The sequence below is a fragment of the Lysobacter panacisoli genome (genome assembly GCF_009765165.1).
Lineage (GTDB): Bacteria > Pseudomonadota > Gammaproteobacteria > Xanthomonadales > Xanthomonadaceae > Lysobacter_J > Lysobacter_J panacisoli.
This window is the reverse complement of sequence record NZ_VLNU01000001.1, coordinates 3485126-3509476: the sequence shown is the minus strand read 5'-3', so window position 1 is coordinate 3509476 and position 24351 is coordinate 3485126. Positions and strand designations below refer to the sequence as shown.

Sequence of the window (24351 nt, the reverse complement as noted above, 5' to 3'; positions counted from 1 at the left end):
TGAACGGCCCACCCCCGCACAGGCTGGCTACACTCCGGGAACACCGGGCCGCTGCGGTCCGCACATGGGAAGGAATCGCATGAACGCCAAGTCCCGTCTCGCGCTGGCCGGATCGCTGGCCCTGGGCCTGTACAGCCTCGCTCCCCACGCCCTGGCGGCGGAAACGCTGCGCTACGTCGCCCTGGTGGACGGCGGCAAGCAGGCCGGCCACCAGACCGTGACCGTGCGCGACGATGGCAGCACGGCGGTGGACTTTGTCTTCAAGGATAACGGTCGCGGTCCGGAGCTCAAGGAGGAATACACCCTGGCCCCGGACGGCACGTACGTCACCTACAAGGTGCAGGGCACTTCGACCTTCGGCGCGAAGATCGACGAAAGCTTCAGCCGCAAGGGCGACGAGGCGCAGTGGAAGTCGACCTCGGACGAGGGCAGGCAGACGGTGCAGGGCACCGCCCTGTATTCGCCGCTGGGCGGCTCACCGGCGAGCTTCTCCGTCGCATTCAACGCGCTGTCGCAGCGCAAGGACGGCAAGCTGCCGCTGATCCCGAGCGGCACGCTGACCTCGCGCAAGGTCGGCGAGGCCCAGGTGCAGTGCGGCGCGTCGTCGCGCACCGTGCAGCTGGTGGCAGTCACCGGCGTCGGCCTGACCCCGACCTTCGCCTGGACCACGACCGACGCCAATCCGCGCCTGTTCGCCTATATCTACCCGGGCTTCCTGCAGTTGATCGAGGACGGCTGCCAGGCCTCGGCGAACGATCTGGAAACCCGCCAGAAGCAGGCGGAGGGCGAGGCGCTGGTCGACCTGGCCAAGCGTCTGGGTCATCCGCTCGCCGGCACCACCCTGATCCGCAACGCGCGCGTGTTCGACAGTGAGAAGGCGACGCTCGGCGCGGCCAGCGACGTGCTGGTGAAGGACGGCAGGATCGTCTCGGTGAAGCCGGCGGCATCGAGCGCCGGCAAGGCCGATCACGTCATCGACGCGGCCGGCAAGGTGCTGCTGCCGGGACTGTTCGACATGCACGGCCACGTCGGTCGCTGGGACGGCGGACTCAACCTCGCCGCGGGCGTGACCACCGTGCGCGACATGGGCAACGACAACGCCACGCTCCAGCAGATGCTGGGCGAGATCAAGGCAGGCACGCTGATGTCGCCGGACGTGGTGCCGGCCGGTTTCATCGAAGGCGAGAGCAAGTTCTCCGCGCGCAACGGCTTCGTCATCAAGAACCTGGACGAAGCGAAGAAGGCGGTGGACTGGTACGCCGAACACGGCTATCCGCAGATCAAGATCTACAACTCGTTCCCGAAGGACGTGCTCAAGGACACGGTCGCCTACGCGCATTCCAAGGGCCTGCGCGTGAGCGGACACGTGCCGGCGTTCCTGCGCGCGCAGGACGTGGTGGACGACGGATTCGACGAGATCCAGCACATCAACCAGCTGATGCTGAACTTCTTCGTCGACGACAAGACCGACACGCGGACGCTCGCGCGCTTCTACCTGGTCGCCGACAAGACCGATGGACTCGACCTGGACAGCAAGCCGGTGCAGGACTTCATCGGCACGCTGGCGTCGAAGCAGGTGGTGATCGACCCGACGCTGGCCACGTTCGAGTTCATCCACCAGCGCGAGGGCGAGATGTCGCCGATCGTCGCCGATGTCGCCGACCACCTGCCGCCGGACGTGCAGCGCGGCCGTCGCGCCGCGGAGATGAACATCCCCGACGACGCCACTGCGGCCAAGTACGACCGCTCCTTCGCCAAGCTGGTGGAGTTCGTCGGCCGCGCCTACAAGGCGGGCGTGCCGATGGTCGCTGGCACCGACGAAATGGTCGGTTTCACCCTGCAGCGCGAGCTGGAGCTGTACGTGCAAGCCGGGCTGACGCCGTCCCAGGCCCTGCAGATCGCGACCTGGAACGGCGCCAAGTACAGCCGGACGCTGGCGGAGCGGGGCTCCGTCGCGCCGGGCAAGCGTTCCGATCTGGTGCTGATCGACGGGGATCCGACGGCGAACATCGCCGATATCCGCAAGGTCGCGCTGGTCCTGAAGGGTTCGACGGCGTACTACCCGGAGGAGATCCACGAAGCCCTCGGGATCAAGCCGTTCGCACCGGCGGTGAAGGTCCGCGCCGGACGTTGATTGCCGATCCTGCCCCCGCGCCTTGCCGGATCTGGCAGGCGTACGGGCAGGTACGGCCGGTTTAACCGTCTGGTAACATTCGCGCCGTCATGACATCGGTGCCAGGCGCGGGACGGGTCCGCGTCGAAGAAGCCGTCAAGGGACGGCGTGAGTCCTAAGCATCGCCGTATCGCATGTCAGAGAAACATGCGCTGCGTCGGCCTTCGAACCCTTGGCGTCTCCTATCGCCCGACGCCACCCATCGAGACCGTTCAATGCCTTCCAAGCCGCTTGCCCGCAAGCTTCCCCGTCACGCCCTGACCGTCGCCATCGCCCTGATGCTGCCGGCCCAGGCTTTCGCGCAGGACGCGCAGCCCGCAACCACCCCGGCGCAGAAGGAAGCCGCCACGCTCGACACGGTGCAGGTCACCGCGCAGCGCAAGGTCGAAAACCTGCAGGACGTGCCGGTCTCGGTGACCACGGTCAATCCCGAGCAGCTCGACGCCTACGGCTCCGGCGGCAACGACGTGCGCTTCCTGTCCGGTCGCGTGCCCAGCCTCAACATCGAATCGTCGTTCGGCCGCGCGTTCCCGCGCTTCTACATCCGCGGCTACGGCAACACCGATTTCCGCCTCAACACCTCGCAGCCGGTCTCGCTGGTGTACGACGACGTCGTGCAGGAGAACCCGATCCTGAAGGGCTTCCCGGTGTTCGACCTGGACCGCGTCGAAGTGCTGCGCGGCCCGCAGGGCTCGCTGTTCGGCCGCAACAGCCCGGCCGGCGTGGTGAAGTTCGACTCCGTGCGCCCGTCGCAGGACTTTGGCGGCTACGGCAAGGTCGGCGTCGGCAGCGACAACATGTGGAACCTGGAAGGCGCCGTCGGCGGCGGTCTGACCGAGAACTGGTCGGCACGCGCGTCGGCCCTGTTCCAGCGTCGCGACGACTGGGTCACCAACACCTTCGACGGCCCGAACGACAGCTTCGAGGGCTACGACGAATCCGCTGGCCGCGTGCAGTTCCTGTACGAGGGCGAAGGTTTCGAGGCGCTGCTGGGCGCGCACGCGCGCCACCTCAACGGCACCGCGCGCCTGTTCCGCGCCAACATCATCAAGCCGGGCACCAACGACTTGATCGACGGTTTCGACGAAGACGAAGTCTCGCTCAACGGCTTCAACCACTCCGAGCTCGACAGCCAGGGCGCGAACGCCCGCCTGAGCTGGGAGCTGGGTGGCGGTTACACGCTGTACTCGATCACCGGCTACGAGTCGGTCGAGACCTACAGCCGCGGCGACATCGACGGCGGCACCGCGACCGGCCCGGGCTTCATCCCGTTCCAGTCCGAAACCGCCGACGGCATCCCGGACCACTCGCAGTGGACGCAGGAGTTCCGCATCGAGTCCGACACCGGCACCGCGTGGAACTGGCAGGCCGGCTTCTTCTACTTCAAGGAAGACTACGACGTCGAAAGCTTCAGCTACGACTCGCTCAACAACGGCGTCCAGGACGGCTACGAGCGCGTGAACCAGACCAACGATTCGTGGGCGCTGTTCGGCGCCGCGACGTGGCAGGCCACCGACAAGCTCGAACTGCGTGCCGGCGCCCGCTACACGTGGGACGAGAAGGAACTCAACGTCGAGGAATACTGGAACACCGGTTTCGCGCCGTGCATCGGTCCGACGCTGGGCTTCATCCCGGGTCCGGTGCTGTGCACCCAGGCCGACCTGCTCGCGGCCGAAGGCCCGGGCGGCACGCTGTCGTCCTCGCCGGAAGACAAGAAGTTCAGCTGGGACCTGTCGGCCACGTACGAGATCAACGACGACGTGAACGTCTACGGTCGCGTCGCCACCGGCTACCGCGGCAGCAGTATCCAGGCCGCCGGCGCGTTCAACCGCATGTCGGTCGCCGCACCGGAAACCTCGATCTCCTACGAAGCCGGCATCAAGGCCGACCTGTGGGACAACCGTGCGCGCATCAACGCCGGCATCTTCTACTACGAGGTCGAGGACCAGCAGCTGACCGCCGTGGGCGGCTCGGCCAACGCCAACATCCTGCTCAACGCCGATGAAAGCGTGGGCCAGGGCTTCGAGCTGGATTTCCAGGCCTACCTGACCGACACCCTGCTGGTCACCCTGGGCAGCAGCTACAACGACACCGAGATCAAGGACTCCGATCTGCGCGTCGCCGGCTGCGCCCAGTGCACGGTCACGAACCGTCCGGAAATCGATCCGGTCACGGGCCTGCCGACCGGTCGCTTCTACATCGACGGCAACCCGCTGCCGCAGGCGCCGAAGTGGACCCACAACCTGACCGCGCGCTGGGGCCTGCCGATGGACAACGGCGGCGAGTTCTACGTGTACACCGACTGGGTCTACCGCGACGACGTCAACTTCTTCCTGTACGAGTCGGAAGAGTTCACCGGCAAGTCGCTGGTCGAAGGCGGCCTGCGCGTGGGCTACACCTGGGGCTACGGCAAGTACGACGTCGCCGTGTACGGCCGCAACATCACGGACGAGGTGCAGGTGGTTGGCGCGATCGACTTCAACAACCTCACGGGCATGGTCAACGAACCGCGCCTGGTCGGCGTGGAGTTCAAGGCCGGCTTCTGACCGTCCGGTCCAACCCGATCCACGACAACGCCGGGCCCGTCCCGGCGTTGTCGTGTCCGGGGTCAGGAAAGCTCCCAGTCGGCCCCGGGCGGCGCTATGCTGCGGTTGAGCCGAGCCGGAGCGCCGCCATGACCACCGCCTACGATTTCTCCGCCACCGACATCGACGGCCAGCCGCGTTCGCTGGGCGACTTCCGCGGCAAGGCGATGCTGGTGGTCAATGTCGCCTCACAGTGCGGTTTCACGCCGCAGTACACCGGCCTGGAAAAGCTCTGGCGCGAGTACCGCGACCGCGGCTTCACGGTGCTGGGTTTCCCGTGCGACCAGTTCGGCCACCAGGAGCCGGGCGACGAAGCGGAGATCAAGAACTTCTGCTCGCTCAACTACGACGTGACCTTCCCGCTGTTCGCCAAGATCGACGTCAACGGCGACGCCGCGCATCCGCTGTGGAAGTGGCTGAAGGACGAAAAGGGTGGGCTGCTCGGTTTCGACGGCATCAAGTGGAACTTCACCAAGTTCCTGATCGGCCGCGACGGCAAGGTGCTCAAGCGTTACGCGCCGACCGAGAAACCGGAGGCGATCGCGAAGGACATCGAAGCCGCGCTGGTGTAGCCGCCATGACCACCGACAGCGTGGCGCCGGCCGGATCCCTTGACGTGCGGATCGAGCCGCACCCGCTGGGCCTGCGCGTGCATGTGCGCGGTGCGGAAACGCTCGAGAACTCCATCGCCTACTGGCGCGCGATCCTCACCGCCGCGCGCGATGCGGACGGTTGCGGTGTGCTTCTCGTCGACGAGCTGCAGGGCGAACCGCTCACCGAAGAGCAGTGGCTGGAACTGGTCGTGCAGACCGATCCGGACCGGGTGCGCCGTTTGCGGATCGCGCACGTGAAGCCGCGCGGGCTGCAGGAAATCGAGTACTGCGAACTCTACGCGCGCGCCAACGGCATCGACGCGCGCGTGTTCGTCAACGAAACCATCGCCGAACTCTGGCTGCGCGAGGGCTGAGGCTCAGCGGACGATCGTGACCGGCGTCGATGCGCCGGCGATGACCTTGGTCGAGACCGAACCGAGGAACATGCCGCGAATCAGGCCCTGGCCGTGCGATCCCATCACGATCAGGTCGACACGGCGCTTCTTGGCGATCTTGAGCAGCGTCTCGGCGATGTCGCCGACGTGGATTTCCTCGTCGAAATCGAGCTCGGCGCGCTTGAGCAGGCGACGCGCGTCCTTGCACATCCCTCGCGCGCTTTCCGCGTGGTAGGCCTCCACGGCCTTGGCGCCCATCGCGACCGCGGCGCGCTGCATCAGCGGGATGTCGACGTTGGCCAGGATCACCTGAGGTGGGCTGGCCAGTTGGCCGGCGAGGGTGATGACGTGCTTGACGGCGCGCGTGCTGACTTCACTGCCGTCGACGGCGAGCAGGATCTTCATGCGAGTCACTCCCGTTAACCTGCGGCGATCTTACGCAGGGGGCGTGACGGGGGCCTTGATCCGGATCAACCGAGAGGGCGGGCGTCGTCGCGACGCCCAGCGGCTCACTTCTCTACGAAGGCGCGCTCGAACACGTACTGGCCCGGCGTGCCGATGCGCGGGGCGGCAGTGAAGCCGCGGCCGTCGAGGATGGTGCGGAAGTCGGCCAGCATCTGCGGGCTGCCGCAGATCATCGCGCGGTCGTGTTCCGGATCCAGTCCCTCGATGCCGAGGTGTTCCATCATCCGGCCACTGTCGAACAGATCGGTCAGGCGGCCGCGGTGGTCCTGGCCACCGAACTCGAACGGCTCGCGCGTCACGGCCGGGTAGTACTTGAGCTTGGCGGCGATCTGCTCGCCGAGGAACTCGTGCTTCGGCAGCTCGTTGACGAAGTAGTCGCGATAGGCGAGGTCCTTCTCGCTGCGCACGCCGTGGGTCAGGATGACCTTGTCGAAACGCTCGTAGGTTTCCGGATCCTTGATCACCGCCAGCCACGGCGCCAGGCCCGTACCGGTGCCCAGCAGGTAGAGATTGCGGCCCGGATGCAGATCGTGGATCAGCAGCGTGCCGGTCGGCTTGCGTCCGACCAGCACCTGGTCGCCCGGCTGGATCGACTTCAGGCGCGAGGTCAGCGGGCCATTGGGCACCTTGATGCTGAAGAACTCGAGCTGCTCCTCCCAGTTGGCGCTGGCGATCGAATACGCGCGCAGCAGCGGCTTGCTCGCGCCATCGGCCTGCGGAACCTGCAGTCCGATCATCACGAACTGGCCGTTGTCGAAGCGGAAACCGTCGTCGCGGGTGGTGGTGAAGCTGAAGTAGTCGTCCGTCCAGTGACGGACATCCAGCACCGTCTCGGTGCCAAACGCGGAGGACATGCCGGTGCGGGGGGAGGGGAAACCGGCCGGCATTGTAGCCCGGCGGCGCCGGCCGATCTTGATTTGCGTCGGGTCGACGGCGCCCGACCTATGCTTGCGGTCATGCGAACCGTATGGACCGTGGGCCATTCCACTCGCGAATGGCCGGATTTCGTCGCCTTGCTGGAAATGGCGGGCATCGAGGCCGTCGCTGACGTGCGCCGCTTCGCCGGTTCGCGGCGGCATCCGCAGTTCGCCGCCACGCACATGGCGCAGGCGCTGCCGGAGGCGGGTATCGACTACGTGCCGATGCCGGACCTGGGCGGTCGCCGAGTTCCACGGCCCGACTCGCACAACACCGCGTGGCGCAATGCGTCTTTCCGCGGCTATGCCGACTACATGGAAAGTGCCGACTACGTCGAAGCGCGCGAACGCCTTGAAGCGCTGGCCCTGCACAAGCGCACGGCGGTGATGTGCGCGGAGGCGTACTGGGCGCAGTGCCATCGCAGCCTGATCAGCGACGACCTGAAATCGCGCGGCTGGCAGGTCGTGCATCTGGTCGCGCCGGGTCGCAGCGAGGAGCATCCGTACACGAAGGCCGCGCGCATCGTCGATGGCGTACTCGACTACTCGCCGCATGCGGCGGACGACACGGCGGGAACGCAGCCCCCGCTGTTCTGACCGTCTCTATTGCGGCGGCGTGATGCGCGAGGAATGCGAGGCGACCATGCGCCACTGGCCGTCGCGCTTGATCCACGTGCGTGTGAAGCGGAAGCGTCCGCTCCACGGCTGGCCGTTGCTGATACCCGACTGCACGCTGGTGCCGGTGACGACCATCGTGTCGCCGTAGCGACGCACGCGCAGGTCATCATTACCGATGCCCTGGTTGCGACGCGTGCTGGTGCGCAGTTCGTCGAGGTAGTCGGCCTTGTACTGCACACGCCCGTCGGAATGGGTGAGCATCCAGTCGTCGGCGAGGAGGCGATCCAGGCCATCGACATCGGGCTTCATGCGCAGATCGTTCCAGGTGGCGTCGAGCGCGAGCAGCTCCGCATCGCTCTCGGCGGCGACGGCGGACGGAATGCAGACGAGCAGGGCGAACAGCAGGATCGCGGTGCGGAGCATGTGCGGGTTCCGTATGCGAGAAAGGAAAGCCCCTCTCCCGTGCGGGAGAAGGGCCATTGCCAGGCGATGACTCGGGCGATGCGCGGGTGGGCGCGCAACGGTCGGCTTACTTCGGCGGATCCAGGCGCAGCAGCTTGCCGTCGGTTTCGTCGGTCAGCACGTACACCGCGCCGTCCGCGCCGACGCGCACGTCGCGGATGCGCGAACCCAGTTCCTTCAGCAGGCGCTCTTCGCCGGTGATCTTGTCGCCGTCGAGGCTGAGGCGGATCAGGCTGCCGTCGGCGAGCGCACCGAGGAACAGGCTGTCGTTCCACTTCGACCCTGCATGGCCGGTCGAGAACGCCATGCCCGACAGGCCCGGCGAGACCTCCCACACGTGGTACGGCTGCTCCATGCCCGGCGCGGAGGTGCCGACCGCTTCCGGGATCTTCAGGCCCGAGTAGTTGATGCCGTGGGTGATGATCGGCCAACCGTAGTTCTTGCCCGGTTCGGGGATGTTGATCTCGTCGCCGCCCTTCGGGCCGTGCTCGGCTTCCCACACCTTGCCAGTGCGCGGATCCAGCGCGAGCGACTGCATGTTGCGATGGCCGTAACTCCAGATTTCCGGACGCGCGTCCTTGCGGCCGACGAAGGGATTGTCGGCCGGCACGCTGCCGTCGAGGTTCAGGCGCACCAGCTTGCCCTGCAGCATGTCGAGCTTCTGCGAGGTCGGGCGGTCGTTGCGCTCGCCCTGGCTGATGAAGACGTGGCCCTTGCCGTCGAACACGATGCGCGAACCGAAGTGGTTCGGACCGACCAGCTTCGGCTCCTGGCGATAGAACACCTTCAGGTCGGAGAGCGCGTCCTTGCCGAGTACGGCGCTGGCGACGGCGGTGCCGGCGCTGTCGTCCGGACCCGGCTCGGAATAACTCAGGAAGATGCGCTTGCTGGTGGCGAAGTCGGGCGAGAGCACGACATCGAGCAGGCCACCCTGGCCTTCGGCCCACACGGTCGGCACGCCGCCCAGCGGCGCCGACAGGCTGCCGTCGGCGCCGACATGGCGCAGGCGACCGGGACGTTCGGTGACCAGGAAGCCGCCGTCGGGCAGCAGTGCAACGCCCCACGGGTGTTCGAGTCCGGCGGTGATCGTGGTGACCTGCACCGTGCCGTTCTGGCTGGCGACGGTCTGCGTCGGCAGTGCTTTCGGCGCGGCGGTGGCCGCAGTCGTGGCGGTGGCGGACTCCTCGCCCTGGCGGGCCTGGCAGCCGACGAGGGCCAGCGAAAGGCCGAGGGCGAGCGTGGTGCAGTGCAGGGCGTGGCGCATGGGCAGAGGTCCTGTCCGGTATGGGGAGTGGGTCGCGAGGCTCAACGATAACCGGCGGCCTGAAGTTCGAACAATTCCGCGTAACGACCGCCCTGTGCGAGCAGTTGCTCGTGCGTGCCGCTGGCCTCGAGCCGGCCGCCGGCCAGCACGAGGATGCGGTCCGCCATGCGCACGCTGCTGAAACGGTGCGAGATCAACACGGCGGTCTTGCCTTCCGAGAGTTCCTTGAAGCGCTGGAACACCTCGAACTCGCTGCGCGCATCGAGCGCAGCGGTCGGTTCGTCGAGGATCATCACCTGCGCATCGCGCATGTAGGCACGGGCGATGGCGATCTTCTGCCACTGGCCGCCGGAGAGATCCACGCCGGTCTTGAAGCGGCGCCCGACCAGCTGGTCGTAGCCCAGCGGCAGGCCTTCGATCACCTCGTCCGCCATTGCCCGCCGTGCGGCGTCGCGGATGCGCGCGGCGTCGGTCATCGCGTCGATCTGGCCGACGCCGATGTTCTCGCCGGCGGTGAGGTGGTAGCGCACGAAATCCTGGAAGATCACGCCGACGTTGCCGCGCAGGTCGTCGAGGTCGTAGTCGCGCAGGTCGCGGCCGTCGAGGGTGATGCGGCCTTCGTCGGGGTCGTAGAGGCGCGCGAGCAGTTTCACCAGCGTGGTCTTGCCCGCACCGTTCTCGCCGACCAGCGCCAGCACTTCGCCGGCGCGCAGCTCGAAATCGAGTCCGCGCAGCGCCCACTTCTCGGCATCCGGATAGCGGAAACCGACGTTCTCGAACACGAAGCCGCGCGCGATCGGACGCGGGATCGCCAATGCGTTCGCGGGCGAGACGATCTCGGGTCGGATCTCGAAGAACGAGAACAGATCGTCCAGGTACAGCGCTTGTCCGGCGACCTGCGAGAAACCCACGAGCAGGCCTTCCAGCAACTGGCGCAGGCGACGGAAGCTGCCAGCGAGGAAGGTCAGGTCGCCGATGCTGAAATCGCCGCGCACCGTGCGCCATGCGATGTAGCCGTACGCGACGTAGTAACCCAGCGTGCCGAGCGCGGCCAGCAGCGTGCCCCATATCGCGCGGCGGCGGGCGAGGGCGCGATTGGCACGGAAGAAGCGCTCGGCCAGCTCGCGGTAGCGAGAGATCAGGAACCGATGGAGGTTGAAGATCTTCACCTCCTTCGCTGTTTCCACGCTCGCGCCCATCTGGCGCACGTACTCGAGCTGGCGGCGCTCGGGCGTCCAGGCGTAGTTGAGCGAATAGCCCAGCGCGTTGAAATGCGCTTCACCGACGAACGCCGGCACCAGCGCCACGGCGAGCAGCACGATCAGCCACGGCGCATACACCAGCAGGCCCGCGGCGAAGCTGATGACGGTGATCGCGTCCTGCGCCTGGCCGAACAACTGGCTCATCAGGTTCATGCGGCCCATCGTCTGTCGGCGCGCGCGATCGAGCTTGTCCTGCAGGTCGGGATCCTCGAAGTCCTCCAGGTCCAGCGTGGCCGCGTGTTCCATCAGGCGCACGCTGGTGACGTTGGTGAACAGCTCCGACAGCAGCGAGTCGGCGTAACTGACTACCCGGCCCAGCAGGTCGGAGCCGATCGCCAGCGCGAACTCGAGCAGCAACAGCATCGCCAGCGTGTCGAGCTGGCCGCTGTGCCAGCCGGCGCCGATCGAATCGAACGACTGTCCGGCCGCGACCAGTCGCACGGCCTCGTCGATGATCAGCTTGCCGACGTACAGCATCGCGATCGGCAGCAGCGCGCGGATCACGCGCAGCCCCAGCGACAGCAGCGTCAGGCCCGGGCTGGTCGCCCAGATCTGGCGCAGGAACGGCGGCAGGTTGCGCAGCGCGTCGAAGCGTTCGCGCAGGCTGGGTTTGGGCGTGGGCGGGAGGACGGCGTCGGCGCGTTCGCTCATGCGCCGATTGTGCCCGCAGACGGCGCAGGAACGGTGAAGTGCACCTCACGCTTCGTACGCGTGTGCGTTGCAGCGCTCAGGTCTTGGTCCGCGGTCGCCTGGCGGTCCTGGATGCGGCAGGCCGTTCGACGCCGTCGGTTATCTCGATCCAGGTCGGCGCATGGTCGCTGGGCTTGGTTTGTCCACGCACCCAGCGATCGACGCCGGCCGCGCGCAGGCGCGGTGCGAGTTCGGCGTTGAGCAGCAGATGGTCGATGCGCAGGCCTGCGTCGCGTTCCCAATGCTGGCGGAAATAGTCCCAGAACGTGTACACGCGCTTTTCGCCGAATACGTGGCGCAGCGAATCGGTCCAGCCCTGTCCGATCAGACGGTTGTAGCGTTCGCGGCTTTCCGGCTGCAGCAGTGCGTCCTTGCGCCAGGACTTCGGGTCGTAGATGTCCTCGTCGGTCGGCACGACGTTGTAGTCGCCCGCCAGCACCACCGGTTGCCCGCAGTCGTACAGCTGCTGCGCGCGCTTCAGGAAACGGTCGAACCACGCCAGCTTGTAGTCGAACTTCGGCCCGGGCTGCGGATTGCCGTTGGGCAGGTAAAGGCAGACCACGACGATCCCGCCGACAGCGGCTTCGATGTAGCGGCTTTGCGTGTCTTCCGGATCGCCGGGCAGGCCGCGGCCGATCTCCACCGGCTCCGCATCGCGCGCGAGCACGGCCACGCCGTTCCACGACTTCTGCCCGTGCCAGATCGCGCCATAACCGGCATCGGCGATTGCCTGTGCGGGGAATGCGTCTCCCGGTGCTTTCAGTTCCTGCAGGCAGGCGATGTCCGGCTGTTCCTTCTCCAGCCACGCGAGCAGGGCCTGCAGGCGCGTGTTGATGCCGTTGATGTTGAAGGTCGCGATCTTCACCGGCCGGGTCCGCTACGCGGGAGCGGCCACGCTATCCGGGCGGTCGTGAAGGGACGATGTCATGCACATTCGACGCGAGGGGATTGGGCTGATCCCGGCACGGACCGGTCGCGCAGACGGCGTGGGCGCCCCGAATCGCCTGTTTGGGCCGCTGCCCAGGGGCTCGGGGAGTACCGGCAGGGCCCAGGAGTGACGGTCCCGGAGCCCTCGTGCCGGGATTCCCGGGTCTAAAGGGAGGGCAGTTGTCCCAACCCATTGAATCGGCCATAATTTCCGGCTCCCGCGGCTCCGGCTTGCGGGAGACCTTGCTCCACCGCGTCCAGTCCCGGACGTCGGGGGGCTGATCCGGTCCGCGTCGCGGGCCATCATCCACAAGGAATCACCATGCGTCATTACGAAGTCGTGTTCCTGGTCCATCCGGACCAGAGCGAGCAGGTGCCGGCCATGATCGAGCGCTACAAGGGCTTGATCGAAGGCGGCGAAGGCAAGATCCACCGTCTCGAGGACTGGGGCCGCCGTCAGCTGGCCTACCCGATCGAGAACCTGGTCAAGGCCCACTACGTCCTGCTCAACATCGAGTGCACCCAGAACGTGCTGAACGAGCTGGTCGACGGTTTCCGTTTCAACGACGCCGTCCTGCGCCACCTCGTGATCAAGCGCGACGGCCCGGACACCGAGCAGTCGCTGATCATGAAGTTCAAGGACGAGAAGGGCGACAAGCCCGAGCGCGGCGAGCGCCGCCGTCGTGACGAGGAAGGCGTTGGCACGGCCGACGACTCCAGCGACGACACCGTCGAAGCCGCCTAAGCACGAATTCCAGGAGTAACGCACTCATGTCCAAGTTCTTCCGTCGCCGCAAGTTCTGCAAGTTCACGGCCGAAGGTGTGAAGGAGATCGACTACAAGGATCTCAACACCCTGCGCCAGTACCTCACCGAGACCGGCAAGATCGTGCCGAGCCGCGTGACCGGTACCAAGTCGAAGTACCAGCGCCAGCTGGCCGCGGCCGTCAAGCGCGCCCGCTTCCTGGCCCTGATCCCGTACACCGACAACCACAACGCCTAAGGCGACGTCGTTTTCTCCCGCAGGGAGGAAACGCCTTGTCCCCCTCTCCCGCTGGCGGGAGAGGGCAGGGTGAGGGAAAGACGTCGCGGTCTTCGGACAGCGAAACCCGCTGCGGGCCCTCAGGCTCGCTAACGAATACGGAGCAAGACCATGCAACTGATCCTCCTGCAGAACGTGCAGAACCTCGGCAAGCTCGGCGACAAGGTCAACGTCAAGCCGGGCTTCGGCCGCAACTACCTGATCCCGTACGGCAAGGCCGCGCCGGCGACCCCGGCCAACCTGGCCGAGTTCGAGGCCCGCCGCGCCGAGTACGAAGCCAAGGCCAAGGCCTCGCTGGAAGGCGCTGAAGGCCGCAAGGCCGCGCTCGACGGCGTCGAGGTGACCATCTCGGCCAACGCTTCGACCGAAGGCAAGCTGTACGGCTCGATCAGCCCGCGCGACATCGCCGATGCGCTGACCAAGCTGGGCCACAAGGTCGAGAAGTCGGAAGTCGTGCTGGGCGAAGGCCCGCTGCGCCGCACCGGCGAGCACGAAGTCGTCGTGCACCTGCACGCCGACATCGAAGCCAACGTCAAGGTCATCGTGGTCGGCGAAGTCGCCTGATCCCACGAACGATCCTGCTTCAAGCGAAGGGCGCCGCAAGGCGCCCTTTGTTTTTTGCGGAATCCGGTGTCGGATTACTCCGCAGCGGCTTTAGGATTTTTCTGATGGGACCGATCGGGTGTGCGTGGGACCGTACGCGCTCCTCATCGGAGGGCTTGCCACCATGACCTCGAACCAGAGCCGCATGCAGGCGATCGGCGGCGACGCCATCCGTCCGGTCGATCCCGAAGCCCGCTATCTCGACCTCATCGTGCGCAGCCTGCGCGATGCCTGCGAGACGCAGGGCGACGTCGTGTTCCCGCTGATCGCGCAGATGATCGACCAGCACATCGCCGGCAGCCTCGAGGTGCCGCGCATAGGGCGCTGGCGCAACGAGGCGCTGGACGGCCTGCTGATGCTGATCTCGCCGCGCATGCCGGCCCAGGTGGAGCGCCTGCATGCGACCGCCAGTCGCGCCCGGCCCGTCGCCCTGGACTGATACCGCCCGTCGTACGAGGCGTTCCGCGGACGAACGGCGCGCCTGCATCCATCGCTTAAGCGCCCGTCTCATCAGGTGAGACGAAGACGTGGCCCCATGCGGCCATGAGTATCCACGCGATATCCACAGACTTATCTGCAACTGCCCGAGGGCTTCCGCGTCTACGATTCCCGACCCGCGACCATCACACGGCCACCGCCTCGACGCAGGGAAGGGGACAGTAACCTCAATGAGCGTACGACCGGGATTCCGCGGCGAAAAACGATTCGAGACACGCAGCGAGCAGCGCGTCGACCAACTGCGCATTCCGCCGCAGTCGATCGAGGCCGAGCAGGCGGTGCTCGGCGGCCTGATGCTGGCGCCGGATTCCTGGGATCGCATCGCCGACCAGCTCAGCGACAACGATTTCTACCGTCGCGATCACCAGCTGATCTATCGCGCGATCCGCGAGCTGGCCGAGAAGAACCGTCCGTTCGATGCGGTCACGCTCGGCGAGTGGTTCGAATCGCAGGGCCTGTCCGAACAGGTCGCCGGCGGCGCCTACCTGATCGAGCTGGCGACGACCACGCCGTCGGCCGCCAACATCACCGCATACGCCGAGATCGTCCGTGACAAGGCGATCCTGCGCCAGTTGATCGACGTCGGCACCGGCATCGTCAACGACGGTTTCCAGCCCGACGGTCGCGACAGCGCCGAGATCCTCGAGGAAGCCGAGCGCCAGGTGCTGGCGATCGCGCAGGCGAATTCGACCGGCAAGACCGACTTCACCCCGGTGACCAAGGCGCTGTCGGAAGCCTTCGACACCCTGCAGACGCGTTACACCAACGGCGGCGGCGTGACGGGCCTGTCGACCGGCTATACCGAACTCGACATGATGACGGCCGGCCTGCAGAAGACCGACCTGATCATCCTCGCGGCGCGTCCGGCGATGGGCAAGACCACGCTCGCGTTGAACATGGCCGAGACGGCCGCCTTCCGCAGCAAGCTGCCGGTGGCGGTGTTCTCGATGGAAATGTCGGCCAGCCAGCTGGCGATGCGACTGATTTCCTCGGTCGGCCGCGTCAACGCGCAGCGCCTGCGCACGGGCCAGCTGGAGGACGAGGACTGGAGCCGCGTGACCGGCGCGATCCGCCAGCTGCGCGAGGTGAAGATCTTCATCGACGACGAGCCCGGCCTGTCGCCAGTGAAGCTGGCCGCCAAGGCGCGTCGCCTCAAGCGCGAGCACAGTGGCTTGGGCCTGATCGTCATCGACTACCTGCAGCTGATGTCCGTGCCCGGCAACAGCGAGAACCGTGCGACGGAAATCTCCGAGATCTCGCGTTCGCTCAAGGGCCTGGCGAAGGAACTGCAGGTGCCGGTGATCGCGCTCTCGCAGCTCAACCGCTCGCTGGAAACGCGTACCGACAAGCGCCCCGTCATGGCCGACCTTCGCGAATCGGGCGCCATCGAGCAGGACGCGGACATGATCATGTTCATCTACCGCGACGACTACTACAACAAGGAGAACTCGCCGGACAAGGGACTGGCCGAAGTCATCATCGGCAAGCAGCGTTCGGGCCCGACCGGCTCGTGCAAGCTCAAGTTCTTCGGTGAGTACACGCGTTTCGACAACCTCTCGCACGACTCGGTCGGCAGCTTCGAATAAGCGGGCGACCGCGCTCACGGCGATTCCACGGCGGCGGCCTGAGACTGTCGTCGATGGAACGCCGGCATGTCGATTCGCAGGCCCTGCGCAGCATCGGGTACGACCCCGACCGGCAGGTGCTGGAGATCGAGTTCGAAAGCGGTGCGGTGTACCGCTACTTCGACGTGCCGCCGCACCTGCACGACGGACTGATGGCGGCGCCCTCGCACGGCGAATACTTCAGCCGGCACATCCGCGACGCGGGTTTCGACTACCTTCAGCTCGACACGCCCGATCCGCCGTCTCATCGTCACCGGTTGACGCGGCCATAACGCCGCGCGGTGCAGCGTGGCTGCAGGTTCGATTCAAGGAGCGTGCCATGCGCAACACCACTATTTCCGTGCTGTCGCTCGCGCTGGCGGCGGCGTGCCTGGCGACGCCGGTCGCCGCCAAGCAACCACCGACCAAGCAGCCCCACTGCTATGACGTGCAGGTCGAGCGGCCCAAGGAGGTGAAGGACGAGCACAAGATCACCGGCACGGCGCTGGGCGCGGTGGCGGGTGGACTGCTCGGCAACCAGGTGGGCGGCGGCAGCGGCAAGAAGATCGCGACCGCGGCTGGCGCGGTCGGCGGCGCGTTCGCCGGTCGCAAGATCCAGGACAACCAGCAGAACAAGACCGAGACGGTGACCGAGCGCCGCTGCGACTGAGCGGTGTCGCCGTACGGATGAATGTTCCAGAGCACTTCGCGCACGCTCCGGCGCGAAGCGGTGCGCGGGCGCGCTTAGAATGATCGCCACTTCATCGTCGCGTCCGGGAACGAAGTGCACGACAGTCCAGGCCTGATGCCGCCCGCAGTCAGTGGGCGCCCGACCCGCATCGTGGTCGATCTCGACCATCTCGCGCTCAACCTGCGCAACATCCGCGCGCACGTCGGCGTGCCGGTGATGGCCATCGTCAAGGCCAACGCCTACGGCCACGGCCTGGTGCCGGTCGCTCGCCACCTGCAGGCGCAGGGCGTCGAGCAGTTGGGCGTGGCGTTCGTGGAGGAGGGCATCGCGCTGCGGCAAGCCGGCGTCACCACGCCGATCCTCGTTCTCGGCGGCATCTTCGGGCCGCAGGTTGCGCAGTACATCGCCCACGATCTGGAAATCACCGTGTCCTCGCTCGACAAGCTGCGCCAGGCCGAGGCCGCGGCGCAGGCGATGGGACGCAAGGCGATCGTGCACCTGAAGATCGACACCGGCATGGAACGCATCGGTGTCCACAGCTATTCCTCGGCCGCCTTCATCGAGGCGGCCGTCGCGTCGTCGTGGTGCACGGTCAAGGGCGTGTACTCGCACCTGGCCTGCTCGGACGATCCCGCCTCGCCGATGACCCTGCAGCAGGTGGAGCGCTTCCACGAAGCCTGCGCGCATTTCGAGCGCATCGGCGCGCCGATGCCGCTTCGGCATCTGGCGAACTCCGGCGGCGTGCTGCATTTCCCCGAGACCTGGCTCGACATGGTGCGGCCGGGCATCGTGCTGTACGGCGTGCTGCCCGATCCCGCATCCAAGCGCACCATCGACGTACGGCCGGCGATGTCGCTGGCCTCGCAGGTGGTGTACTTCAAGGTCGTGAGGGCGGGGCACACGGTCAGCTACGGTGCGACCTGGACCGCGGACCACGACACGCGCGTGGTGACGGTGCCGATCGGCTACGGCGACGGCTTCCCGCGCTCGCTGTCCTCGCGCGGCGAGGTGCTGATCCGCGGTCACCGCTATCCCATCGTCGGCCGCGTCTGCATGGACCAGTTCATGGTCGACATCGGTGGCGACAGTGCCTGGAACGAGGACGAGGTCGTGCTGGTCGGCAAGCAGGGCGACGAGGCCATCAGCGCCGAGGAAGTCGCGCGACTGGCGGGCACCATCCCGTACGAAATCCTGGTCGGGCTCAACGACCGCATCCCGCGCGAGTACCGCGGCGGCGACACCGGTCGCTGACTTCGCGCCCGATCGCGGCATACTGAAGCCGTCGATCACTCAGGGGCGCGCGAATGGCCGGAACCGAAGCGAGCTCGGCTCCGCGGGCGCTGGTCTGGTTCCGCAACGACCTGCGCCTGGACGACAATCCCGCGCTGCAGGCCGCCCTCGACGGCGGCTACGTGCCCATCCCGGTCTACATCCACGCGCCCGACGAGGGTGGCGACTGGCGACCCGGTGCGGCCTCCGACGCGTGGCGGCATCGATCGCTCGCGGCGCTGGATGCGCAGCTGCGGCGACGCGGCTCGCACCTGCGGCACTTCTTCGGACCGAGCCTGGCGACGCTGCAATCGCTGATCGCGATGTCCGGCGCCGAGGCGGTGTTCTGGAATCGGCGCTACGAACCCGCCTACGAGAAGCGAGACGCCCACATCAAGCAGACCCTGCGCATGCAGGGTGTGCGCGTGGAGAGCTTCAACGCCGCGCTGTTGTTCGAGCCGTGGACCGTGCGCAACCGCCAGGGCGGGCCGTTCAAGGTGTTCACGCCGTACTGGAAGACCCTGCTGGGGCAGTGGCAGCTCGGCCTGTGCATCGATGCGCCGACGCGCCTGCCGCATAGCGATGAAGGGCCGGCTGGGGTGGCACTGGACGCATTGCAGCTCGCGCCCAAGCGCGACTGGGACGCGGCTTTCTGGAACGACTGGACGCCGGGCGAAGCCGGTGCGCGCGGCGCGCTGGAGACCTTCCTGGAAGGCGCACTGCGCGGCTACATCGGGCAGCGCGATCGACCCGACCGCGTCGCCACCTCACGGCTTTCGCCGCACCTGCATTTCGGCGAGATCGCGCCGTGGCGCATCGCGATGGCGCTGGAACGCGAGCGCAGCGCCGGGAACGGCGCGGACATCGACGGCTACCTGCGACAGCTCGGCTGGCGCGAGTTCGGCCACCATCTGCTGCACCACTTTCCAGAAACGCCGTCGCACAACTTCGACGCGAAGTTCAACGATTTCGACTGGGCGCAGGTGTCGCCCGCGCGCCTGCAGGAATGGCAGCAGGGGCGCACCGGCGTGCCCATCGTCGATGCCGGCATGCGCGAACTGTGGGCCACCGGCTGGATGCACAACCGCGTGCGCATGGTCGTTGCCAGCTACCTGACGAAGCACCTGCGCTATCACTGGCGGCACGGTGCGCGCTGGTTCTGGGACACGCTGGTCGATGCCGACCTCGCCAACAACACGCTGGGTTGGCAGTGGGTCGCCGGGACCGGGGCGGACGCGGCGCCGTACTTCCGCGTGTTCAATCCGGTGCTGCAGGCGCAGAAGTTCGATCCCGATGGACGTTACATCGCCCGCTGGCTGCCCGAGCTGGCATCTCTGCCGCTGCCGCTGCGGTTCGCCCCGTGGCAGGATCCAAAGGCACTGCGCCGAGCGGCGCCCGACTACCCGCCGCAGCCGAGCGTGGACATCGGTCGCGGACGCGACGGCGCGCTGGCCGCCTACCGCAAGCTGCGTGGATGACGGTCCGCTTAGACACTGCGTTGACGCTGCTCTGCGCAGCGTGATTCACTCGACCACGGATGCCTTGGAGGGCGCGCATGGCCACATCGCGAACGCGAGCAGTCACGCGCCGGCGGGGACGCCGCGATCCGATGTCGCGCGTCGACACGGCCTGGCTGCGCATGGAGCGGCCGACCAACCCGATGATGATCACCGGCGTGCTGATGTTCGCCGAGCCGATGTCGCTGGAACGGCTCAAGCGCGTGGTCAAGCAGCGCTTCCTCGCATATCGGCGCTTCCGCCAGAAGGCAGTGGTCACGCCGGCCGGGGCGCACTGGCAGACCGACGTCAACTTCGATCTCGACTGGCATGTGCAGCACGCGGCCCTGCCAGGACGTGGCGACAAGCGCGGGCTTGAGCGCTTCGTCAGCCAGCTCGCATCGTCGCCACTCAATCACGACCGTCCGTTGTGGCAGTTCCACCTGGTCGAGCGCTACGACGGCGGCGGTTCGGCATTGGTCGCGCGCATCCACCACAGCTATGCCGACGGCATCGCGCTGGTGCAGGTGCTGTTGTCGCTGACCGACACCGGTCCCGAAACGTCCGGCTCCAGCGAACTGCCCCGTACCTGGCTCAAGCAGGACCATGCCGGTGTCGCCCGGCGCGTCGGCGCGGTCGATCGCTACGTGCAGCTGGGCAGCAAGGTCGTCGAGAAAGGCCTGGAGATGTACCGCGATCCCGGCCTCGCCGGCGTGCTGGCGAAGGAAGGTGGGGAGATCGCGCGCGAACTGCTCAATGCACTGGCGCTTTCGGACGATCCGCCGTCGCTGTTGCGCGGTCGACTCGGCGTGAGCAAGCGCGTGGCCTGGGCCGAACCGCTCGACCTGGAAGAAGTGAAGGCCGTGGGCCGCGCCTGCGACTGCACGGTCAACGACGTGCTGATGGCGACTGCCGCCGGTGCGCTGCGCAGCTACATGATCGAGCGCGGCGAATCCGTCGACGGCATGACCCTGCGCGCAACGGTCCCGGTGAACCTGCGACCTCTCGAGCACGCGCGCAAGCTCGGCAATCATTTCGGCCTGGTGTTCCTCGACCTGCCGGTGGGCGAAGACAATCCGATCCGTCGCCTCGAACGCGTCGCGCAGTGCATGCAGCAGTTGAAGGGCTCGCGCCAGGCGATCGTCGCCTACGGGCTGCTTGCCGCACTCGGCATGGCGCCGGCATCGGTGCAGGGGCTGGCGCTGGAACTGTTCAGTCGCAAGGCGACCGCGGTCGCGACCAACGTGCCCGGTCCGCAGCAGCCGTTGTATCTGGCTGGCTGCGAGCTGCGCGAGATGATGTTCTGGGTGCCGCAGACCGGTTCGATCGGCATCGGCATTTCGATCATGAGCTACAACGGACGCGTCCATTTCGGGCTGATCGCCGACGGTCGGCTCATCCCCGATCCCGATGCGGTGATCCGCCGTTTCGGCGCGGAGTTCGAGAAGCTCCTTTATCTGGCGTTGATGGGGAACTGGGACGCAACGCTCGATGCGCTCGCCGCCGAAGCGTTGATCCCTGCCGCCGACTGAATGGGCGCCACGCGCCGTCACTCGTTTCCCACGCGGACGTGATTAGCTTGTGCCCGCTCTCGGCACACGCCGACTTTTTGCCAGAAGGATCGACCATGAAGATGCATCTGAAGACCGTTGTCCTTGCTCTGACCGCGACCGCATTCCTCGCCGGCTGCGCCACCAGCGGCGGCGGTTACTACGGCCAGCCGTATCCGCAGCAGCAGCCGCCGCAGCAGCAGGGACAGACGACGCAGGGCCAGCAGCAGGGCATGAGCAAGACCAGCAAGGGCGCGATCATCGGCGCGCTCGCCGGCGTGGCCGCGGGCCTGCTGAGCGGCGACGACGCCACCGAACGCCGCCAGCGTGCGCTGGTCGGTGCGGGCGTCGGCGGCCTGGCCGGCGCGGCGATTGGCAATTACCAGGATCGCCAGGAACGCGCCCTGCGCGAGCAGATGGCCGGTACCGGCGTGGAAGTGGTCCGCCAGGGCAACAACATCACGCTCAACATGCCCAGCGGCATCACCTTCGACTTCGACAAGTCGAACCTGAAGCCGGAGTTCTACCCGGTGCTCGACGACGTCGCGCGCACGCTGCAGGAATACAACCAGACCGTGGTCGAAGTCGCCGGCCACACCGACAGCGTCGGCAGCGATGCGTACAACCAGAAGCTCTCGGAGCAGCGTGCCAACTCGGTGTCCAGTTACCTGCAGAGCCGCGGCCTCAACCGCGATCGTTTCATCGTGGTCGGCGCCGGCGAAACCCGTCCGATCTCCAGCAACGACAGCGAGTCCGGTCGCGCGCAGAACCGCCGCGTCGAGATCACGCTGGTGCCGATCGAGGCGTAAGCCCGGCGGCATCGCCGTCGAACGACGAACGGGCCGCGCGAGCGGCCCGTTCCTTTTGTGGTCTCCGCGCGCGGCGTTGCGCGAAATGCATGCAAAAGAAAAGGCCCGCCAGTGGCGGGCCTTTTCGTCACGACGTCGCTACGCAGGAATCAGTGCACGCCCTTCAGGTCGCGCAGGTTGCTCTTGCGCGAACCGAAGTAGGCCGCCAGGTCGGCGATCTGCTGGTCGTTGAGCTCCTTGGCCTGGCTCGACATCAGCGCGTGTTCGCGATCGCCGTCGCGGTAGGCCTGCAGCGAGTGCGCGATGTAGTCGTAGTACTGGCCGGCGAGCTTCGGGTAGGACTCGTCGATCGGCGCGTTGCCTTCGGCGCCGTGGCAGTCCACGCACGACTGGCCGGTGGCCTTGCCCTTGGTCTGGGCCAGCTTCTCGCCAGCGGCGATGTGGCCAGCCGGCAGGCCCGCGGACGAAGAGGTGTGGCCGCCCGAACGGTCGGCGGCGGAATGCTCGGCCGGGGTGTCGGAACCGGAGCAGCCGGCCACGGCGAAGGAAGCGAGCAGGGCGATGGCGAGGATCTTGTTCGTCATGGTCGTGCGCTCACTCACTTCAGGGTCGAAAGGAAGGCGGCGATGTCGGCGATGTCCTGGTCGGAGAAGCTCTGCGACTGGGCCTGCATCGTCGGGTGCTTGCGCGTGCCCTTCTTGTATTCGGTAAGCGCGTTGGTCAGGTAGACCGCCGACTGGCCGCCGATCCGCGGCACGTGATAGTTCGGGTACGCGTTCTTGTAGCCTTCGACGCCGTGGCAGCCCTGGCACGTGTAGGTCAGTTGGCGGCCCTTGTCGGCGTTGCCCTTGATGGCGGCGGGAGCGGCCGGCGTGGCGGCAGCGGCCGGGGCGGCAGGGGCCTGGGTTTCCTGGGCCGACGCGCTGAACGCGGCGGTGGTCAGGACGAAGCAGGCGGCGATCATCAGCGGTCGCATCATGTCGTAGTCCGCAATCTCGAATGGCTAGCGAAAGGTTCTGGAGCTGGCTGCGCGTGACGCCCGTTCATCGATGCAGCTGACTGGGGCGCGCACAAGTTTGCAAGTATAGCCTGCGATCTTGATGCAACGAAGCCGTACCATTTTGCATCGATGGTTGATGCGGCTCCGGATCGAATCGACTCCGCCAGCATGCGACGTGGCTCCAGTCACCATGACCTTCGGCGGATGGAGGGTGACTGGGGCGGTGATATACCTATATACAACACCGGCATACGGTCCGGTAAATAGCCACTTGGGGTCCAATTCGATGCGTCACTTCAGCGCAAATCGCAGCCGTGGTCTTGCCCGCGCCGCTGTCGTCCTGTTGCCGTGCCTGTTGCTGCTGAGCGCCTGCAAGGGCGGGGGCGGGGCAGGCGAAGCCCAGGCCAAGCCAGGCGAGGAAAAGAAGGGCCCGGACGCCGTGCCGGTCGAGGTCGCCAAGGCCTCCCGTCGCGCCGTGGCCGCCAGCTACACCGGTACCGCCCCGCTGGAGCCGGTGGCCGAGTCGCAGGTGGTCGCCAAGACCTCGGGCGTGGCCCTCAACGTGATGTTCGAGGAAGGCCAGCAGGTCCGTGCCGGCCAGACCCTCGTGCGTCTGGATTCGGCCCGTTCGGAGCTGCAGGCCGCGCAGACCGCCGCGCAGATGCGCAAGCTCGAGGCCAACTACGCTCGCGCCAAGCAGATGGCCGAGCAGAAGCTGCTCAGCGCCAACGACAACGACCAGCTGCGCTACGACCTGGAAGAAGCGCGTGCGGCCAATCGCATGGCCAACCTGGAGCTGTCGTACGCCAGCGTCGAGGCGCCGATCTCGGGCGTGATCGCGTCGCGTTCGATCAAGACCGGCAACTTCGTGCAGATCAACACGCCGATCTTCCGCATCGTCGATACCTCGCGCCTCGAGGCCACGCTGAACGTGCCCGAGCGCGAGCTCGCCACGCTCAAGTCCGGCCTGCCGGTGCTGTTGCAGGTCGACGCGCTGCCGGGCAAGACCTTCGCCGGCACCGTGGATCGCGTTGCGCCGGTGGTGGATTCGGGCAGCGGCACCTTCCGCGTGGTGTGCTCGTTCGCCGGCGGCGGCGTGCTGCAGCCGGGCATGTTCGGTCGCATCAAGATCGACTACGACCAGCGCGCCAACGCGCTCGTCGTGCCGCGCGTGGCGCTGCTCGAGGACGACGGCGATCCGGCCGTGTTCGTCGTCAACGGCGACAAGACCAAGCGCGTGCCGGTCAAGCTGGGCTATATGGACGGTTCCTGGGCCGAAGTCCGCGAAGGCGTGAAGGAAGGCGACCAGGTGGTCGTCGCCGGCAAGACCGCGCTGCGCGACGGTACGGTCGTGCAGGTGCTGGGCCAGCCGCAGGCGAAGGCCGAAGTAGCGGCCGTCGCCAAGACCGAATCCAAGCAGTAATCGCGGAGAGCGCAAC

General features: G+C 67.0%; 25 protein-coding genes. 17 read left to right on the top strand and 8 right to left on the bottom strand.

All coding sequences use genetic code 11. From position 1 onward, the window contains the following. The first annotated feature begins 79 nt into the window (after nt 1-79). From FOF45_RS16435 to FOF45_RS16420, 4 genes are all read left to right on the top strand, one after another. Nucleotides 80-2134, top strand: a complete 2055-nt coding sequence (locus FOF45_RS16435; protein ID WP_158986751.1) for an amidohydrolase family protein — start codon at nt 80-82, stop codon at nt 2132-2134. 254 nt (nt 2135-2388) lie between these two features. Next, on the top strand, nt 2389-4719 hold the full coding sequence (locus FOF45_RS16430; protein WP_199244516.1) for a TonB-dependent receptor: 2331 nt from the start codon (nt 2389-2391) through the stop codon (nt 4717-4719). Between the two features lie 128 nt (nt 4720-4847). Further along, the gene (locus FOF45_RS16425) at nt 4848-5330 is read left to right on the top strand and encodes a glutathione peroxidase (RefSeq protein ID WP_158986749.1); all 483 of its coding nucleotides are present in this window, start codon (nt 4848-4850) and stop codon (nt 5328-5330) included. A gap of 5 nt (nt 5331-5335) precedes the next feature. Beyond that, nucleotides 5336-5725: a hypothetical protein gene (locus FOF45_RS16420; protein WP_158986747.1), complete on the top strand. Its 390-nt coding sequence runs from the start codon at nt 5336-5338 to the stop codon at nt 5723-5725. A gap of 3 nt (nt 5726-5728) precedes the next feature. Here the strand turns inward: FOF45_RS16420 and FOF45_RS16415 are convergent, their stop codons facing one another. Both FOF45_RS16415 and FOF45_RS16410 read right to left on the bottom strand, forming a co-directional pair. Further along, nucleotides 5729-6151, bottom strand: coding sequence for a universal stress protein (locus FOF45_RS16415; RefSeq protein WP_158986745.1), 423 nt, complete (start codon nt 6149-6151; stop codon nt 5729-5731). 104 nt (nt 6152-6255) lie between these two features. Next, complete coding sequence (locus FOF45_RS16410) at nt 6256-7065, bottom strand: ferredoxin--NADP reductase (protein WP_158986743.1); 810 nt, start codon at nt 7063-7065, stop codon at nt 6256-6258. Between the two features lie 102 nt (nt 7066-7167). On the opposite strand from FOF45_RS16410, the gene FOF45_RS16405 reads away from it, so the two are divergent. After that, the gene (locus tag FOF45_RS16405; RefSeq protein ID WP_233264171.1) at nt 7168-7725 is read left to right on the top strand and encodes a DUF488 domain-containing protein; all 558 of its coding nucleotides are present in this window, start codon (nt 7168-7170) and stop codon (nt 7723-7725) included. A 6-nt stretch (nt 7726-7731) separates the two neighbouring features. Here the strand turns inward: FOF45_RS16405 and FOF45_RS16400 are convergent, their stop codons facing one another. From FOF45_RS16400 to xth, 4 genes are all read right to left on the bottom strand, one after another. After that, a complete protein-coding gene (locus tag FOF45_RS16400; protein WP_158986739.1) occupies nt 7732-8169 on the bottom strand; it encodes a nuclear transport factor 2 family protein in 438 nt (145 codons plus the stop codon). Between the two features lie 106 nt (nt 8170-8275). After that, entirely contained in the window at nt 8276-9472 is a 1197-nt protein-coding gene (locus FOF45_RS16395; protein WP_158986737.1) for a PQQ-dependent sugar dehydrogenase, read from the bottom strand. Nucleotides 9473-9513: 41 nt separating this feature from the next. Then, complete coding sequence (locus tag FOF45_RS16390) at nt 9514-11385, bottom strand: ABC transporter ATP-binding protein (protein ID WP_158986735.1); 1872 nt, start codon at nt 11383-11385, stop codon at nt 9514-9516. A 76-nt stretch (nt 11386-11461) separates the two neighbouring features. Further along, nucleotides 11462-12289, bottom strand: coding sequence for an exodeoxyribonuclease III (gene xth, locus FOF45_RS16385; protein WP_158986733.1), 828 nt, complete (start codon nt 12287-12289; stop codon nt 11462-11464). A 384-nt stretch (nt 12290-12673) separates the two neighbouring features. On the opposite strand from xth, the gene rpsF reads away from it, so the two are divergent. The 11 genes from rpsF (at nt 12674) to FOF45_RS16330 (ending at nt 21912) form a co-directional block, all read left to right on the top strand. After that, entirely contained in the window at nt 12674-13096 is a 423-nt protein-coding gene (gene rpsF, locus FOF45_RS16380; RefSeq protein ID WP_158986731.1) for a 30S ribosomal protein S6, read from the top strand. Between the two features lie 26 nt (nt 13097-13122). Next, nucleotides 13123-13353: a 30S ribosomal protein S18 gene (gene rpsR, locus FOF45_RS16375; RefSeq protein ID WP_158986729.1), complete on the top strand. Its 231-nt coding sequence runs from the start codon at nt 13123-13125 to the stop codon at nt 13351-13353. Nucleotides 13354-13503: 150 nt separating this feature from the next. Continuing rightward, a complete protein-coding gene (rplI, locus tag FOF45_RS16370) occupies nt 13504-13956 on the top strand; it encodes a 50S ribosomal protein L9 (protein ID WP_158986727.1) in 453 nt (150 codons plus the stop codon). Nucleotides 13957-14119: 163 nt separating this feature from the next. Next, the gene (locus FOF45_RS16365; protein ID WP_158986725.1) at nt 14120-14434 is read left to right on the top strand and encodes a hypothetical protein; all 315 of its coding nucleotides are present in this window, start codon (nt 14120-14122) and stop codon (nt 14432-14434) included. Between the two features lie 229 nt (nt 14435-14663). Then, entirely contained in the window at nt 14664-16079 is a 1416-nt protein-coding gene (locus tag FOF45_RS16360; RefSeq protein WP_158986723.1) for a replicative DNA helicase, read from the top strand. 53 nt (nt 16080-16132) lie between these two features. Next, nucleotides 16133-16390: a KTSC domain-containing protein gene (locus FOF45_RS16355; RefSeq protein WP_158986721.1), complete on the top strand. Its 258-nt coding sequence runs from the start codon at nt 16133-16135 to the stop codon at nt 16388-16390. A 47-nt stretch (nt 16391-16437) separates the two neighbouring features. Further along, nucleotides 16438-16767, top strand: coding sequence for a glycine zipper 2TM domain-containing protein (locus FOF45_RS16350; protein WP_158986719.1), 330 nt, complete (start codon nt 16438-16440; stop codon nt 16765-16767). A 135-nt stretch (nt 16768-16902) separates the two neighbouring features. Continuing rightward, nucleotides 16903-18039 carry an alanine racemase gene (gene alr / locus FOF45_RS16345; RefSeq protein ID WP_158986717.1) on the top strand — a complete coding sequence of 379 codons (1137 nt, stop codon included), beginning with the start codon at nt 16903-16905 and terminating at the stop codon, nt 18037-18039. A gap of 53 nt (nt 18040-18092) precedes the next feature. Next, nucleotides 18093-19535, top strand: a complete 1443-nt coding sequence (locus FOF45_RS16340; protein ID WP_158986715.1) for a cryptochrome/photolyase family protein — start codon at nt 18093-18095, stop codon at nt 19533-19535. A 131-nt stretch (nt 19536-19666) separates the two neighbouring features. Continuing rightward, nucleotides 19667-21085 carry a WS/DGAT/MGAT family O-acyltransferase gene (locus tag FOF45_RS16335; protein WP_233264170.1) on the top strand — a complete coding sequence of 473 codons (1419 nt, stop codon included), beginning with the start codon at nt 19667-19669 and terminating at the stop codon, nt 21083-21085. A 95-nt stretch (nt 21086-21180) separates the two neighbouring features. Next, nucleotides 21181-21912: a YiaD family glycine zipper/OmpA-like lipoprotein gene (locus tag FOF45_RS16330; RefSeq protein WP_158986711.1), complete on the top strand. Its 732-nt coding sequence runs from the start codon at nt 21181-21183 to the stop codon at nt 21910-21912. Nucleotides 21913-22061: 149 nt separating this feature from the next. Here FOF45_RS16330 and FOF45_RS16325 read toward each other — a convergent pair whose 3' ends face one another. Both FOF45_RS16325 and FOF45_RS16320 read right to left on the bottom strand, forming a co-directional pair. Further along, nucleotides 22062-22496, bottom strand: coding sequence for a c-type cytochrome (locus FOF45_RS16325; RefSeq protein WP_158986709.1), 435 nt, complete (start codon nt 22494-22496; stop codon nt 22062-22064). Nucleotides 22497-22510: 14 nt separating this feature from the next. Continuing rightward, nucleotides 22511-22888: a c-type cytochrome gene (locus FOF45_RS16320; protein ID WP_158987609.1), complete on the bottom strand. Its 378-nt coding sequence runs from the start codon at nt 22886-22888 to the stop codon at nt 22511-22513. Between the two features lie 310 nt (nt 22889-23198). Between FOF45_RS16320 and FOF45_RS16315 the strand changes: the two genes are divergently transcribed. Further along, nucleotides 23199-24335: an efflux RND transporter periplasmic adaptor subunit gene (locus FOF45_RS16315; RefSeq protein ID WP_158986707.1), complete on the top strand. Its 1137-nt coding sequence runs from the start codon at nt 23199-23201 to the stop codon at nt 24333-24335. Nucleotides 24336-24351: the final 16 nt, after the last annotated feature.

Coding starts and splice junctions, on each gene's coding strand:
- rpsR (WP_158986729.1), top strand. CDS start 13,123: ATGTCCAAGTTCTTCCGTCGCCGCAAGTTCTGCAAGTTCACGGCCGAA.
- FOF45_RS16410 (WP_158986743.1), bottom strand. CDS start 7,065: ATGTCCTCCGCGTTTGGCACCGAGACGGTGCTGGATGTCCGTCACTGG.
- FOF45_RS16315 (WP_158986707.1), top strand. CDS start 23,199: ATGCGTCACTTCAGCGCAAATCGCAGCCGTGGTCTTGCCCGCGCCGCT.
- FOF45_RS16330 (WP_158986711.1), top strand. CDS start 21,181: ATGAAGATGCATCTGAAGACCGTTGTCCTTGCTCTGACCGCGACCGCA.
- FOF45_RS16420 (WP_158986747.1), top strand. CDS start 5,336: ATGACCACCGACAGCGTGGCGCCGGCCGGATCCCTTGACGTGCGGATC.
- rpsF (WP_158986731.1), top strand. CDS start 12,674: ATGCGTCATTACGAAGTCGTGTTCCTGGTCCATCCGGACCAGAGCGAG.
- FOF45_RS16320 (WP_158987609.1), bottom strand. CDS start 22,888: ATGCGACCGCTGATGATCGCCGCCTGCTTCGTCCTGACCACCGCCGCG.
- alr (WP_158986717.1), top strand. CDS start 16,903: ATGCCGCCCGCAGTCAGTGGGCGCCCGACCCGCATCGTGGTCGATCTC.
- FOF45_RS16355 (WP_158986721.1), top strand. CDS start 16,133: ATGGAACGCCGGCATGTCGATTCGCAGGCCCTGCGCAGCATCGGGTAC.
- FOF45_RS16390 (WP_158986735.1), bottom strand. CDS start 11,385: ATGAGCGAACGCGCCGACGCCGTCCTCCCGCCCACGCCCAAACCCAGC.
- FOF45_RS16405 (WP_233264171.1), top strand. CDS start 7,168: ATGCGAACCGTATGGACCGTGGGCCATTCCACTCGCGAATGGCCGGAT.
- FOF45_RS16360 (WP_158986723.1), top strand. CDS start 14,664: ATGAGCGTACGACCGGGATTCCGCGGCGAAAAACGATTCGAGACACGC.
- FOF45_RS16400 (WP_158986739.1), bottom strand. CDS start 8,169: ATGCTCCGCACCGCGATCCTGCTGTTCGCCCTGCTCGTCTGCATTCCG.
- FOF45_RS16425 (WP_158986749.1), top strand. CDS start 4,848: ATGACCACCGCCTACGATTTCTCCGCCACCGACATCGACGGCCAGCCG.
- rplI (WP_158986727.1), top strand. CDS start 13,504: ATGCAACTGATCCTCCTGCAGAACGTGCAGAACCTCGGCAAGCTCGGC.
- FOF45_RS16435 (WP_158986751.1), top strand. CDS start 80: ATGAACGCCAAGTCCCGTCTCGCGCTGGCCGGATCGCTGGCCCTGGGC.
- FOF45_RS16365 (WP_158986725.1), top strand. CDS start 14,120: ATGACCTCGAACCAGAGCCGCATGCAGGCGATCGGCGGCGACGCCATC.
- FOF45_RS16395 (WP_158986737.1), bottom strand. CDS start 9,472: ATGCGCCACGCCCTGCACTGCACCACGCTCGCCCTCGGCCTTTCGCTG.
- FOF45_RS16415 (WP_158986745.1), bottom strand. CDS start 6,151: ATGAAGATCCTGCTCGCCGTCGACGGCAGTGAAGTCAGCACGCGCGCC.
- FOF45_RS16335 (WP_233264170.1), top strand. CDS start 19,667: ATGTCGCGCGTCGACACGGCCTGGCTGCGCATGGAGCGGCCGACCAAC.
- FOF45_RS16325 (WP_158986709.1), bottom strand. CDS start 22,496: ATGACGAACAAGATCCTCGCCATCGCCCTGCTCGCTTCCTTCGCCGTG.
- FOF45_RS16350 (WP_158986719.1), top strand. CDS start 16,438: ATGCGCAACACCACTATTTCCGTGCTGTCGCTCGCGCTGGCGGCGGCG.
- FOF45_RS16430 (WP_199244516.1), top strand. CDS start 2,389: ATGCCTTCCAAGCCGCTTGCCCGCAAGCTTCCCCGTCACGCCCTGACC.
- FOF45_RS16340 (WP_158986715.1), top strand. CDS start 18,093: ATGGCCGGAACCGAAGCGAGCTCGGCTCCGCGGGCGCTGGTCTGGTTC.